Source organism: Rhodococcus sp. OK611 (assembly GCF_003050885.1).
GTDB classification, from domain to species: domain Bacteria; phylum Actinomycetota; class Actinomycetes; order Mycobacteriales; family Mycobacteriaceae; genus Rhodococcus_G; species Rhodococcus_G oryzae.
Genome location: NZ_QAOZ01000026.1, coordinates 38,689 through 53,080 on the forward strand (window position 1 = coordinate 38,689; position 14,392 = coordinate 53,080).

General features: G+C 69.6%; 11 protein-coding genes. 6 read left to right on the forward strand and 5 right to left on the reverse strand.

Annotated elements, in window-relative coordinates:
* The first annotated feature begins 17 nt into the window (after positions 1-17).
* Positions 18-1,307: a cytochrome P450 gene (locus C8K38_RS26175; RefSeq protein WP_306455758.1), complete on the forward strand. Its 1,290-nt coding sequence runs from the start codon at positions 18-20 to the stop codon at positions 1,305-1,307.
* Here the strand turns inward: C8K38_RS26175 and bioD are convergent.
* From bioD to C8K38_RS26200, 5 genes are all read right to left on the reverse strand, one after another.
* Positions 1,277-1,978 carry a dethiobiotin synthase gene (gene bioD / locus C8K38_RS26180; protein WP_097214341.1) on the reverse strand — a complete coding sequence of 234 codons (702 nt, stop codon included), beginning with the start codon at positions 1,976-1,978 and terminating at the stop codon, positions 1,277-1,279. The genes C8K38_RS26175 and bioD overlap by 31 nt on opposite strands.
* On the reverse strand, positions 1,975-3,114 hold the full coding sequence (locus tag C8K38_RS26185) for an 8-amino-7-oxononanoate synthase (protein ID WP_373560303.1): 1,140 nt from the start codon (positions 3,112-3,114) through the stop codon (positions 1,975-1,977). The genes bioD and C8K38_RS26185 overlap by 4 nt, the downstream gene beginning before the upstream one ends.
* 49 nt (positions 3,115-3,163) lie before the next feature.
* Complete coding sequence (locus C8K38_RS26190) at positions 3,164-4,459, reverse strand: adenosylmethionine--8-amino-7-oxononanoate transaminase (protein WP_097214343.1); 1,296 nt, start codon at positions 4,457-4,459, stop codon at positions 3,164-3,166.
* Positions 4,460-4,486: 27 nt separating this feature from the next.
* Positions 4,487-5,737 carry a cytochrome P450 gene (locus tag C8K38_RS26195; RefSeq protein ID WP_097214344.1) on the reverse strand — a complete coding sequence of 417 codons (1,251 nt, stop codon included), beginning with the start codon at positions 5,735-5,737 and terminating at the stop codon, positions 4,487-4,489.
* A 124-nt stretch (positions 5,738-5,861) separates the two neighbouring features.
* Positions 5,862-7,100: a PucR family transcriptional regulator gene (locus C8K38_RS26200; RefSeq protein ID WP_257017849.1), complete on the reverse strand. Its 1,239-nt coding sequence runs from the start codon at positions 7,098-7,100 to the stop codon at positions 5,862-5,864.
* Positions 7,101-7,267: 167 nt separating this feature from the next.
* Between C8K38_RS26200 and glgX the strand changes: the two genes are divergently transcribed.
* From glgX to C8K38_RS26225, 5 genes are all read left to right on the forward strand, one after another.
* Positions 7,268-9,403, forward strand: coding sequence for a glycogen debranching protein GlgX (glgX, locus tag C8K38_RS26205; protein ID WP_097214345.1), 2,136 nt, complete (start codon positions 7,268-7,270; stop codon positions 9,401-9,403).
* A gap of 2 nt (positions 9,404-9,405) precedes the next feature.
* The gene (gene treY / locus C8K38_RS26210) at positions 9,406-11,715 is read left to right on the forward strand and encodes a malto-oligosyltrehalose synthase (RefSeq protein WP_097214359.1); all 2,310 of its coding nucleotides are present in this window, start codon (positions 9,406-9,408) and stop codon (positions 11,713-11,715) included.
* A gap of 103 nt (positions 11,716-11,818) precedes the next feature.
* A complete protein-coding gene (locus tag C8K38_RS26215; protein WP_097214346.1) occupies positions 11,819-12,628 on the forward strand; it encodes a mycofactocin-coupled SDR family oxidoreductase in 810 nt (269 codons plus the stop codon).
* A gap of 85 nt (positions 12,629-12,713) precedes the next feature.
* Positions 12,714-13,298, forward strand: a complete 585-nt coding sequence (locus C8K38_RS26220) for a DinB family protein (RefSeq protein WP_097214347.1) — start codon at positions 12,714-12,716, stop codon at positions 13,296-13,298.
* A 45-nt stretch (positions 13,299-13,343) separates the two neighbouring features.
* A partial coding sequence (locus C8K38_RS26225) for a DUF222 domain-containing protein (RefSeq protein WP_143548535.1) occupies positions 13,344-14,392 on the forward strand: 1,049 nt, incomplete at its 3' end.

Genomic DNA, 14,392 nt, shown 5'->3' on the forward strand with positions numbered 1-14,392 from the left:
GACAGAAGGGTGTTCGCATGGTGTCCCAGCGTGGTCGTCGAGCCGCTCCGCAGGATCCGATCCCCGGGCTCGACCTGCCCGCGGGATTCGATTTCACCGATCCCGATCTGTACGTGACGGGTGTGCCGCACGCGCAGCTGGCCGCGCTCCGTGCGCACTGCCCGGTGTGGTGGAACCCGCAGCCGCCCGACGTCGGCGGCTACCGCGACGAGGGCTACTGGGTGGTGACCAAGCACGCCGACATCCGGGAGATCTCGCGGAACTCCGAGCTCTTTTCGAGCTGGGAGAAGACCGCCATGGTCCGGGTCGAGGATGACATCACACCGGAGAACGTCGAGATGCAGCGGCTCATCATGCTGAACAAGGACGCACCGGAGCACACCACGCTGCGCAAACTCGTCGCCCGCGGGTTCACTCCACGGGCGATCTCGAACCTGCGCGCGACCCTCGCGGAACGCGCCGAGAAGATCGTCGCGTCCGCCGCGACGGCGGGCAGCGGCGACTTCGTCTCGCAGGTTGCCTGCGAGCTACCGTTGCAGGCCATCGCCGAACTCATCGGTGTGCCGCAGGAGGACCGCCGCAAACTCTTCGACTGGTCCAACGAGATGACCGGCGGCGACGACCCCGACTACGACACCGACCCGCTGACCGCCTCCGCGGAGATCCTCGGGTACGCCTACCAATTGGCCGACGCCCGCCGTCAGTGCCCGGCCGAGGACATCGTGACGACCCTGATCCAGGCCGATATCGACGGCGACGAGCTCACCCCCGAGGAGTTCGGGTTCTTCGTGATCCTGCTGACGGTGGCGGGCAACGAGACCACCCGCAACGCCATCACCCACGGGATGATCGCGTTCCTGGAGAACCCGGACCAATGGGAGTTGTTCAAGCGCGAGCGGCCGGCCACGACAGCCGACGAGATAGTCCGATGGGCGACGCCGGTGACGGCGTTCCAGCGGACCGCGACCGCCGACACGGTGCTCGGCGGTCAGCAGATCCGCAAGGGCGACCGGGTCGCGATGTTCTACGCCTCCGGGAACTTCGACGAGGACGTGTTCGACAATCCGACGAGGTTCGACATCACCCGGGATCCCAACCCGCACCTGGGCTTCGGCGGCTCGGGCGCACACTTCTGCCTCGGCTCGAACCTCGCCCTGCTCGAGATCGACCTGATCTTCAACGCACTGGCCGACCGGATACCGGACATCTCCCGCCTCGGCGACCCACAACACCTGCGCTCCGGCTGGCTCAACGGGATCAAGCGGTTCGACGTCGACTACGGCAGCGGCTGCCCCGTCAAGCGCTGAGCGAGCGCCGGATCGAACCATCCGGGCGCCGCGGCCACGAATGCCTCGCGTTCGAGCACGGCCGAGCCGGCCGGAACCGACCCGAGCAGCGGTACGCCGGTCACCTCGGCGAGCTCCTCGAGGTTGCAGCGGGCGGCGAGGTCCGGCTCCGACGGCCACGAGCCGATGACCAGACCAACGCAGGGCACCTCGGCGGATTCGAGCGCGCGCACCGTCAGCGCGCTGTGGTTCAGGGTACCGAGTCCCGCGGCGGCGACCACGAGGACCGGGGCGCCGAGCTCCCGCGCCACGTCGACGAGCGTGAAGCCGTCCGCCCCGAGGCGGACCAGCAGCCCGCCCGCGCCCTCGACGAGGGTCAGGTCGTGGGTGGCGTCGAGCGCACGGGCCGTGGCCACCACCTCGGCACACTCCAGCTGGGGCATCCCTGCGCGGCGGGCGGCGGTGTCGGGGGCGAGCGGCTCCGGGTACCGGGCCAGCTCGACCACCTGGTCCACGCCCGAAAGCCGCTGCACCTCGGCCAGATCCCCCGGCTCGCCGACGCCCACGCCGGTCTGCGCCGGCTTGCACACGGCCACCGTGCGACCGGCGGACAGCGCGACCGAGACGAGCGCGGCGGTCACCACGGTCTTGCCGACGTCCGTCGAGGTCCCGCTGATGAGCAGCACGCTCACGCGGGCGCCCCGGCGAGGATCTCGGTGAGAACGGTCTCGATGGTGGCGAGCTCGTCGGGGGTGATGGTCGCCCGCGCGGTCAGGCGCAGCCGGGAGGTGCCCTCCGGCACCGACGGCGGACGGAAGCAGCCGACGTGCAGCCCGCGTTCGCGACAGGCCTGGGCCGCGTCGAAGGCCCGCTGAGCGTCGCCGAGCACCACCGAGACCACCGCGGACTCGGGCTCCGGGACGCCGGCGATTCGCGCCAGGTCCGCGGCCCGGCCGAGGACGGCGGCCGCCCGTTCCGGTTCGCGTTGCAGCACCTCGAGCGCGGCCCTCGCTGCGCCGACCGCGGCGGGCGCGAGCCCGGTGTCGAAGATGAAGGGGCGGGCGGCGTCGATCAGGTGCGCGCGGATCCGGGCGTCGCCGAGCACCACGCCGCCCTGGCTGGCCAGCGACTTCGACAGCGTCGCGGTGACCACCAGGTCCGGCTCCCCCGCCAACCCGACCTCGTGGACGAGCCCGCGCCCGCCGTCGCCCCGCACCCCGATCGCGTGCGCCTCGTCCACCAACAGCACCGCACCGTATTCCCGGCAGACCCGGTGCAGCTCGCGCACCGGCGCCAGGTCGCCGTCGGCACTGAACACCGAGTCGGTCAGCACCAGGGCACGCGCCTCGGTCCTGGTCGCGAGCGCGTCGCGGACCGCGTCCACGTCGGCGCGCTGGCTGACCTGCACCCGAGCCCTCGACAGCCGGCAGGCGTCGACGAGCGAGGCGTGGCTGCCCGCGTCGGAGACGATCAGCGAGCCCTTGCCGGACAGCGCGGTGACCACGCCGAGATTCGCCGCGTACCCCGAGGAGAACACCAGCCCGGACTCGGCGCCGACGAACTCGGCCAGTTCACGCTCTAGCAGTTCGTGTTCGGTGGTGGTCCCGGTGACCAGGCGCGAGCCGGTCGCGCCCGCACCCCAGCGGCGCAGCGCCGCCATCGCGCCGTCGATCACCTCCGGGTGTCGGACCAGACCGAGGTAATCGTTGGAGGCCAGGTCGATCGTCGCCGGGGCAGGCGTGCGCGGCCGCAGCTCACGCCGCAGCCCGGCGTCACGGCGCTGCTGCGCGACGTCGTCCAGCCAGCTCAGTGCGTCATCGTTTCCCACGATGACGCACCATACGCCAGGACTTGAACGGCGTTCAAGCCATGGCTGATCACTCCCCCGGCACAGTCGCCCTTGCCGCCGCCACCATCCCCGCCGCGATCGCCGCGACCTCCTCGGGGGTGCAGATGTACGGCGGCATCGCATAGATCAGCTTTCCGAACGGCCGCAGCCACACGCCCGCCGCCACCGCCGCGTCGGTGGTGAGCCGCATGTCCACCGGCCGCTCCATCTCGATCACGCCGATCCCGCCGAGCACCCGCACGTCCGCCACACCGGGCAGGTCCCGGGCAGGCTCCAGCCCGGCCGCCAGCCCGGCTCCGAGCGCTGCCACCTCAGCGCTCCATTCCCTCGAGAGCAGCAGTTCGACCGCCGCGACGGCGACCGCGCAGGCGAGCGGGTTCCCCATGAACGTCGGGCCGTGCATCAGCCCACCGGCCTCCCCCTCGCTGATCGCCGCCGCGACCGCGGTGCTGCACAGCGCGGCGGCGAGGGTCATGTATCCCCCGGTCAATGCCTTGCCGACGCACATGATGTCGGGTGCGACACCGGCGTGGTCGGCCGCGAACAGGGCCCCGGTGCGGCCGAACCCGGTAGCGATCTCGTCGAACACCAGGAGCAACTCGTGCTCGTCCGCGAGGCGACGCAACTCGCTCAGGTAGCGCGGATCGTGGAAGCGCATGCCGCCCGCGCCCTGCACGACGGGCTCGACGATGATCGCGGCCAGCTCGTCCCGGTGCTCGATCAGGATCCGCTCGAACTCGGCGACATAGGCCGGGTCGAACTCGCTCGGCGGGATCGGTGCGAACACCTGCCGGGTCAGCACGTCCGTCCACAGCGAGTGCATGCCGCCGTCCGGGTCGCACACGCTCATCGGCGCGAAGGTGTCGCCGTGGTAGCCGCCGCGCCAGGTCAGCAGCCGATTCTTCGCGGGCCGGCCGAGCGCCCGCTGATACTGCAGGCACATCTTCACGGCGACCTCGACGGACACAGACCCCGAGTCGGCGAGGAACACCTTGTCCAGCCCCGCCGGGGTGATCTCGACGAGCAGCTCCGCAAGCCGGGCGGCCGGCTCGTGGGTGAGGCCGCCGAACATGACGTGGCTCATCCGCCCGAGCTGGGCGGTCGCGGCGGCGTCGAGCACCGGGTTGCGATACCCGTGCACGGCCGCCCACCACGAGCTCATCCCGTCGATCAGTTCCGTGCCGTCGGCCAGCGTCAGCCGGACCCCGCTCGCACTGTCGACCACCAACGCGCTGGTGGACGCCGGAAACGCGCCGTACGGATGCCAGAGGTGCTCGGCGTCGATGTGGGAGATCTGATCTGCGGTCAGCGGGGCTCGGGACACACCAGGACCCTAGCGAGCCGCCTCGCGCTACCCGTGCCGGACCGGGCAGCCGCCCTGATAGTCCACCTGAAGCTCCTTGATCCCGTTGATCCACCCGGACCTCAGCCGGCGCGGATCGCCGATCCTGCTCAGGTCCGGCATGTGGTCCGCGATCGCGTCGAACATGATCCCCACCTCCATGCGGGCGAGATTCGCGCCGACGCAGTAGTGGGCGCCGGTGCCACCGAAGCTCAGGTGCGGATTGTCTGCCCTGGTGATGTCGAAGTCCATCGGGTTCTCGAAGACGTCCTCGTCGAAGTTCGCCGACGCGTAGAACATCACCACCCGGTCGCCCGCCGCGATCTCCTGGCCACCGAGCACGGTGTCACCGAGGGCGGTTCGCTGGAACGCCGTCACCGGTGTCGCCCAGCGGATGATCTCGTCGACGGCGGTCGCGGGCCGCTCCCGCTTGTACAACTCCCACTGGTCCGGGTGGTCGAGGAACGCCATGATCCCGTGCGTGATCGCGTTGCGCGTGGTCTCGTTGCCCGCGACGGCGAGGATCAGCACGAAGAAGCCGAACTCCTCGGAGGTGAGCGCCTCACCGTCCACATCCGCCTCGACGAGGGTCGTCAGCAGATCGCCTGCCGGACACTGCTTGCGCTGCTCGGCCATCAGGTACGAGTACCCCAACAGCTCCGTCGTGGCGGTGACCGACGCCGACGCGAACTCCGGATCGTCGTATCCCATCATCTGATTCGACCAGTCGAAGATCTTGCCGCGATCATCCTGCGGGACACCGATCAGCTCGGCGATCGCCTGCAGTGGAAGTTCGGAGGCCACCTGCGTCACGAAATCGCCTGTGCCGCCTGCCGCGGCCTGCTTCACGATCGATTCCGCGCGCGCCTGCAACGCCGGGCGCAGGTCTGCGATCGAGCGCGGGGTGAACGCCCGGGAGACCAGCTTCCTGAGCTTGGTGTGCTCGGGCGCATCCTTGTTGAGCAAGAGGTTCCGCAGCATCTCGATCGTCTCGCGCGGGGTGCCATCGGCGAACCTGGGGATCGCCGAGTTCTGCCAGGTGGAGTAGATGGCGCCGTTGCGCGACACCTCCTTTACGTCGGCGTGCTTGGTGACGGCCCAGTACCCACCGTCACCGAAGCCGCCCTTGTCGGGCGACTGAGGGCTCCACCAGACCGGCGCGGTCCTGCGGAGGTCCGCGAACTCCTCGGCCGGCAGCCGGTCTGCGTACACGGCGGGATCGGTGAGGTCGAAACCGTCCGGGATGTTCGGTGTGCGCACTGCAATCTCCTCGTCCTCGGGGTGAGTGTCATGACGAGCGTCACACGGCGAAAAGGGCTAGTGCTTGGCAGATTTCGCCAAGCTCATCACGGTGATTTGTGCGACCCGCACACCGGGATCCCGATCACCGGCCGAAGGTGTCGAAGCACTCCAACGCCAGCTCCAGCGGCAGGCGGTTCGACGACAGGTCCCGGCCGAGGACCTCCTCGACCCGCTGGATGCGGTAGCGAACGGTGTTCTTGTGCACGCCGAGACGCCGCGCCGCGGCCTCGTGGTTTCCCCAGCAGGACAGGACCGCGCGGACGGTGTCGCGTAGGCGTTCCGAGGCGGCGTCGTCCCCCAGCATGCCCCGGAGCTCACGTTCGACGAGCGCGGACCGAGCGGCGGGATCCTGCGACACCAGGGACACGACCTCGACGTCGCGGTAGCGGGTGAGCGTGCGGCGTTGCCTGCCGTTCTCTGCGATCGACCGGGCGGCCCGCGCCTCGCGATGACTGCTCCGGAATCCGTCGATCCCGGCGCCCTCGCCACCGACCGCGATCCGGACTCCGGCCGGGACCAGCGCGGCGTGCTGTGGATCGGTACCAAGACGATCCCCGTCGACCATCCAGGCCCACAGTCCCCTGGCGCCGGACGGCACGCAGAGCAGGTCGGTGGCGGATACCGCCCTGGCCAGCCGGAGAACGATCGGCTCGAGGTCGGCGACGGGGTCGAATCCCGGCGCCGCGTCCTCCGCCCACACGATGAGGGCGGTGTGCGACCGGTGTAGCGGGTACGCCATCCGAGCGGATGCGTGAGCGACGTCGACGGTGGTGCCGTCCAGGATCTCCCGGACCGTGCCGATGCGCTGCGAGAACGCACCTCGCAGCAGGCTCTCCCGCTCGCGGGTGTACGTCGTGTTGAGCTCCTCGAGCATCGTGTTCATCAACTCGCTGGTCTGCTCCCACATCATCGTCATCAGCGCCACCGCGAAGTCGCTCGGCAGATCCTGCTGGGCGACGAAGTCGGTGGCGAACCCGAGCACGGCGCGATGGCAGGCGTGGTCGAACTGGGACAGCACCCGGAGTTCGAGGCCGCGGCGGGCGATGGTCCGGGCGAGCGCGTGGCACTCACCCGAGACGGTCGGCGTCGCGCGGGCACCGTCGACCGGGATCTCCGTGCCGAGGAACACCCGGAACTGGCTCCGGATCGCGACCTTGAGGTCGCGCTGCAGCTCCGCGTCCGCCGCCAGCTCGGGGACGTCCGCGCAGATCGACGAGTCGAGCCGGTCGATGAACCCCTCGAAATCGGCGCGACTGAACGTCGAGCTCACGTACTCGCGCATCCACCGAGCTGCGGACCCCGGACTGTCGATCGACCCCATGCGGACATTGTGTGCAGATCGCACAATCCTTCGACGTCGTATGGCATGAATGTTCAAACAGACACGGATGAATTGTGCGAATCACACATATCCAGTGAGGGTGCCCCTGTGCCGCGGGACCGCGACGTCGACAGGAGGGCTCGCTCGGCGCGGGCTAGGGTCGAGTCATGGCACACACGGAGAGCCCGGCCATCGCGGTGTGGCCGGGCAGCGCCTATCCGCTCGGCGCGACCTACGACGGCGCGGGGACCAACTTCTCGCTGTTCTCCGAGGTGGCCAACGCGGTCGAGCTCTGCCTGATCGCCAAGGACGGCACCGAGACCCGGGTACCGCTCGAGGAGGTCGACGGCTTCGTCTGGCACGCCTATCTGCCCGCGATCGCACCCGGACAGCGCTACGGCTTTCGCGTACACGGCCCGCACGACCCCGACGCCGGTCAGCGCTGCGACCCGGGCAAGTTGCTGCTGGACCCATATGGCAAGGCGTTCGACGGTGCGTTCGTCCCCCAAGCACTTCGTGCAGGGGGTGCCCCCAGCGATCCAGCGCTGTACACGTTCGGCTCGGACTCGCTGGGACACACCATGACCACCGTGGTGATCAACCCGTTCTTCGACTGGGCGTCCGATCGTGCGCCCCGTCGGCCGTACCACGACACGCTGATCTACGAGGCGCACGTCAAGGGAATGACGGCCACCCATCCCGCTGTCCCGGAGGAGCTTCGGGGCACCTACGCCGGTCTCGCGCATCCCGCGATCATCGACCACCTGCGCGGCCTCGGGGTCACCGCGATCGAGTTGATGCCCGTGCACCAGTTCATGCACGACCAGACCCTGATCGATCTCGGACTGCGTAACTACTGGGGCTACAACACCTTCGGATTCCTGGCCCCGCACGCCGACTACGCCGCATCCACCAAGGCGGGCGGCGCGGTCACCGAGTTCAAGGCGATGGTGCGGGCGTATCACGAGGCGGGCATCGAGGTGATCCTGGACGTGGTCTACAACCACACCGCCGAGGGCAACCACCTGGGCCCGACGATCAACTTCCGCGGCATCGACAACGCCGCGTACTACCGCCTCGTCGAGGGCGACCTCGCGCACTACATGGACTACACGGGCACCGGCAACAGCCTCAATGCCCGGCACCCGCACACCCTGCAGCTGATCATGGATTCGTTGCGGTACTGGGTGACCGAGATGCACGTGGACGGGTTCCGCTTCGACCTGGCGTCCACCCTCGCCCGCGAACTGCACGACGTGGACCGGCTGTCCGCGTTCTTCGACCTGGTGCAACAGGACCCCATCGTCAGCCAGGTCAAGTTGATCGCCGAGCCGTGGGACGTCGGCGAGGGTGGCTACCAGGTGGGCAACTTCCCGGGACTGTGGACCGAATGGAACGGCAAGTACCGCGACACTGTCCGCGATTACTGGCGAGGCGAACCGTCGACCCTCGGCGAGTTCGCCTCCCGCCTGACCGGCTCGTCGGACCTGTACGAGGCCACCGGCCGCAGGCCGAGTGCCAGCATCAATTTCGTCACCGCGCACGACGGCTTCACCCTCGCGGACCTGGTGTCCTACAACGAGAAGCACAACCAGGCGAACGGCGAGGACAACAACGACGGCGAGAGCCACAACCGATCCTGGAACTGCGGGGTGGAGGGTCCGACGGACGACCCCGAGATCCTCTCGCTGCGGGCCCGCCAGCAGCGCAACCTGCTGGCCACCCTGATGCTCAGCCAGGGCACCCCGATGCTCGCGCACGGCGACGAGATGGGCCGGACCCAGCACGGCAACAACAATGTGTACTGCCAGGATTCACCGCTCGCCTGGATGGACTGGTCACTGGCCGAGACGAACGCGGACCTTGTCGAGTTCACCCGCAACGTGATCGCCCTGCGCGCCGCACATCCGGTGTTCCGTCGCAGGCGGTTCCTCGAGGGCGGCCCGATCCGGTCCGGCGAGCAGATCCGCGACATCGCCTGGCTGACACCGGCGGGCGAGGAGATGACCACGGAGGATTGGGGTAGCAGCTTCGGCCGCTCGCTCGCGGTGTACCTCGACGGCGAGGGCATCCAGGAGCCCGATCAGCGCGGCAGGCGCGTGGTCGACGACTCGTTCCTGTTGTGTTTCAACGCCCATGACGAGGCGCTCGAGTTCACCATCCCCGACGACGGCGACGGCGCGCACTGGGCGGTCGCGCTCGACACCGCCACCGGCACCGGACTCGTGGACGCGGTCGTCGGCGGCGGCGGGACGATGAAGGTGGCGCCGCGGTCGGTGGTCGTGCTGCGCTCGGTTCCGTGACCGTGCCGGCGATCACCGGGACGTACCGGCTGCAGCTGCGCGGGGACGCGTTCACCCTCGACGACGCCAGGCGGTTGGCGGACTACCTCGACGATCTCGGCGTCTCCCACCTGTACCTGTCCCCCGTCCTGACCGCGGCCGCGGGGTCGACCCACGGCTACGACGTGACCGACCCGGCTTCGGTGTCACCCGCGCTCGGGGGCCGGGAATCCCTTGTGGCGTTGGCGTCCGAGCTGCGCGGCCGGGGCATGGGGCTGATCGTGGACCTGGTGCCCAACCACGTCGGAGTGGCCGACCCGAGGCAGAACCGCTGGTGGTGGGACGTACTGAAGCACGGCGCCGGGTCCGATTACGCGTCGTTCTTCGACATCGACTGGGCCCAGGGACGATTCGCGGTGCCGGTGCTCGGCGACGACGAACCACTCACGGTCGACCGCACCGGCCCGGAGCCCATGCTCGCCTACTACGACCACCGCTTCCCGATCGCGCCGGGAACCGATGGCGCCGACGCGACGGCAGTGCACTCGCGGCAGGCCTACGAGCTGGTCGACTGGCGCAGCGGCCGTGTCGGCTACCGGCGGTTCTTCACCGTCAACGAGCTGGCCGCGTTGCGCCAGGAGAACCAGGAGGTGTTCGAGGCGAGCCACCGCGAGCTCCGGACCTGGGTGTCGGACGGCCTCGTCGACGGGGTGCGGATCGATCACCCCGACGGGCTCACGGACCCGGCCGGCTACCTGCGCCGCCTGCGGGAGCTGCTCGGAGCGGACCGGTGGCTGGTGATCGAGAAGATCCTGGCCCCCGGCGAACCCCTCGACCCCGCGCTCCCGGTGGACGGCACTACCGGCTACGACGCGCTCGGCGAGCTGACCGGGGTGTTCCTCGACCAGTCGGGCGAACGGGAGCTGACGGACCTGCACCTGCAACGCACGGGCGACCGCGGCGACGCCGAATCGCTGCGGCGGTCCGAGCGCGAACTCAAGCGCGAGGTGCTGCGCGGCGCGCTGGCCCCGGAGGTCCGCCGCGTGGTCGGCGCGATCCGGCGCGACTCCCCCACCGACGTCGAATCCGAGGCACTGACATCGGCCGTGGTGGAGACCGTCGCGCGGGTCCCCTACTACCGCACCGACTACGGCCCGACGTCGGGTGCGCTCGGCGAGGCGATCGGCGTGGTGGCCGCGGAGCATCCGGAGCTCGCCGGGGCGTTGTCGGCGCTGTCCGCGGCGGATCGCGCGGAGGGCGACGCGGCGGCGCGGCTGCAGCAGGTGTGCGGCGCCGCGATGGCCAAGGCCGTCGAGGACCGCCTGTTCTACCGGACCGCACGGTTGATCTCCGCGCAGGAGGTGGGCGGCGACCCGGGCAAGTTCGGTGTGTCGGTCGCGCAGTTCCACCTCGCGCAGGCCCGGCGGGCTCGGGACTGGCCTGCCGCGATGACCACCCTCTCCACCCACGACACCAAGCGGGGCGAGGATGTGAGGGCCCGGATCGGCGTGCTGTCGCAGGCGTCGGGGCTGTGGTCCCGCTCGGTGCGCGCCTGGGAGGAGCTCACCCCGAGCCCGGACCCCGCCACCGGACTTTTCCTGTGGCAGTCGATGTTCGGGGTATGGCCGGTCGTCGGGAACCCGGACGCCACGGTGCGCGAGCGGCTGCACGCGTACGCGACGAAGTCCGTGCGGGAATCCGGCGTCCGGACGTCCTGGGAGCGCGTCGACGCGACCTTCGAGTCGCGGATGCACGCGTGGATCGACGACGCGATCGACGGTCCGGTTGCGGCATCGATGTCGGATCTGGTCCGAACCCTCGCGCCGCACGGCCGGGTCGACTCCCTCGGGCAGAAGCTGCTGCAGTTGGCCGGGCCGGGCATCCCGGACGTGTACCAGGGCACCGAATTGTGGGAGGACTCGCTGGTCGACCCGGACAACAGGCGGCCGGTGGACTTCGGCGTGCGGCGGCTGCTGGCGGCCGACCTGCGTCCGGTGTCGGCTGTCGATGCGGTCGCGAAACTGACGGTGACCCGGGCGGCGCTGCGCCTGCGGCGCGAACGCCCGTCGAGCTTCGTCGGTGGCGCCTACGCACCGGTGACCGCCGACGGTGCGGCGTCCGCCCATCTGGTCGGGTTCCTTCGCGGCGAGGACGTGATCGCGGTGGCCACCCGGCACAGCCTCGCGCTGTCCCAGCGGGGGTGGCGCGGAACCTCGGTTGCGCTGCCGCCCGGCACCTGGACCGACCGACTGAACGGGCACGTGTTCACCGGCACGGTTCCAGCCGAGGAGTTGCTCAGCCAACTGCCGGTCGCACTGCTCGCCCGCGGCTGACCAGCGCTCCGTCCACTGACCGGGACGATTCGGCACACGATGACAGAATTTCGCCTAACGTGATCTGTAACACGTTCACACCGCACGCGGGAGGCTCACAGCAATGGCGAATCGGTTCGAGGGCAAGGTCGCATTCATCACCGGCGCAGCGCGCGGTCAGGGCCGGGCGGAGGCGGTCAAGTTCGCGCAGGGCGGCGCCGACATCATCGCGCTCGATGCGTGCATCGACTTCGACTCGACGCCCTACGCGGGCGCCACCGAGGAGGACCTCGCCGAGACCGTCCGCCTGGTCGAGGAGCAGGGCCGCAAGATCGTCGCCACCAAGGCCGACGTCCGCGACTTCGCCGCCGTCACAGCCGCGCTCGACGCCGGCGTCGAGGCCTTCGGCCGCCTGGACTACGTGGTCGCCAATGCCGGCATCTGCTCGGCCGCACTGTCCTGGGAGATCACCCCGGAACAGTGGCAGGAGACCATCGACGTCAACCTGACCGGCGTCTTCTTCACCTGCAAGGCCGCCATCCCGAAGCTGATCGAGCAGGGCGAGGGCGGCTCCATCGTCGTCACGAGCTCGGTCTCCAGCCTCAAGGGCGCACCGTTCTTCGGACACTACGTCGCCAGCAAGGCCGGCATCGCCGGACTGACCCGGACCATGGCCAACGAGCTGGGCATGCACAGGATCCGCGTCAACAGCGTGCACCCCTACGGCGTCGCCACCGGCATGGTCATGTCCGACGTGCTCCCGCTCATGGAGCGCTTCGCCGAGACGCTCGCCCCCGCATTCATCCCGTCGCTGCCCGACGGATTCAGCCAGCCCGAGGACGTGGCGAACGTCGTCGCCTTCCTCTGCTCCGACGAGGCGCACCACATCACCGGCATCAACATGCCGATCGACCTGGGCAACGCCGCGCGCTGACCCGACCACTCCAACGAACCGCCGACCGGGTGATCCCGGCCGGCGGTTCGTCTTTGCAACGGGAATCCGGCGATAGGCTGCCGTCGTGACCCCGCAAGAGGCATACAAGTCCGACCTGATCGATCGGCTTCAGGTGCTGCGCGAAACGGTGCTGTGGAAGCTGGACGGCCTCACCGAGTACGACCTACGACGCCCCCTGACTCCGACCGGCACGAATCTCCTCGGGCTCGTCAAGCACCTGGCAGCCTGCGAATTCGGCTATTTCGGTTACGTTTTCGGCCGCCCGGCCCCGATCGAGCTGCCATGGGACGTACCCGGCGCCCAAGAGAATGCCGACCTGTGGGCCACGCCCGATGAATCGACGGACTTCATCGTGGACGGCCTCTACCGACGCTCCTGGGATCACGCCGGGCAGACCTTCCACGCGCTCGACCTGGACGCGCCGGGCTCCGTGCCCGGATGGCCCGAACCGCGCGTCACCCTGCACCAGATCCTGGTGCACAGGAACATCGAAACGGCCCGGCACGCCGGGCATGCCGACATCGTCCGCGAGATGATCGACGGCACCGCGGGCATGACCGAGGACAACGACAACTTGCCCCACGCTACCGCCGAACTCCGTCGCGCCCACTTCGAGCGAGTCCAGGCCGCCGCCGAGACGTTCCTCTGAACTGAAGTCGGTTTCTTGTCGGACCTCCGGCGTAGAATCGAATGTATGTTCGAGAACGGTGGCGGGGTCGGTGAGGTGAGGTCCGGTGTGGAGGCGGAGGCCGCCTCGCTGCTGGCCGACGTCGCCGCCCTCGACGAGGTCGTTAGGTCGTGTCGGGCGGAGAATCGGTTCGCGGCGCGGAAGGTGTTGGCGGCGGGTCGGTTCTGGGAGTCGTGGATCGAGCGCGATGTCCGGTTGGGGTCGGGTGACATCGTGGACTGTGGCAACGGTGCGGTCGCCGAGTTGGCGGTGCGGATGGGCTGCTCGAAGACGGTCGCGGAGTCCCATGCCTCGCTGGGGATGGACCTGCGGTTGCGGCTGCCCCTTGCCCGGGCTGCGTTCGAGTCCGGTGAGTTGGATCTGCCTCGGGTGCGGGCGATCAGTCGTGAGACGACGGGGCTGAAGCCGGAGACGGTGGCCGCGTTGGAGCCGGGGATCGTGGCGGCGGCGCGGCAGCTGACGCCGGGCCCGTTGGCCGGTGAGATCGGGCGGCTGGTTGCGGAGTTCTCGGCGGAGGAGGCGGCCGCGCAGCGGGAAACCGCGCAGGAGTTGGGGCGCCGCATCGTCAAGCGTTCCCGCGGAAATATGTCCACCATCGAGGTGAATGTGTCGCCGGAGGAGGCCGAGCAGGTGATGCAGCTGGTCGCCGAGTTCGCGGCCACGGTCTGTCCGCATGACAAGCGCGGCAAGCGGTGCCGGTTGGTGGATGCGGTGTTGGCGATGATGCATGGCGAGCCGTATCTGCGGTGCAGCTGCGACCGCACTGACTGCGCGCAGGCGGGCCGGGCCGCGCTGCCGGGGCGGCGGGCGCCGCTGACGCAGGTCACCATGGACGTTGCGACGCTGGTGGGGTTGTTGTCCGAACCGGCGTATCTGCACGGGCACGGGCTGATCGACCCGGAGCTGGCCCGCAGGCTGGCGGCGGACGGGACGTGGCAGGCACTGCTCATCGAGGCATTGAACCTGGCCGAGGAACTAGGGCTGGTCACCCATCGGGAGGACGACGGGACCGACAACGGCAACCACGGCGCCGCCGACTGCGACGGGGCCCACGA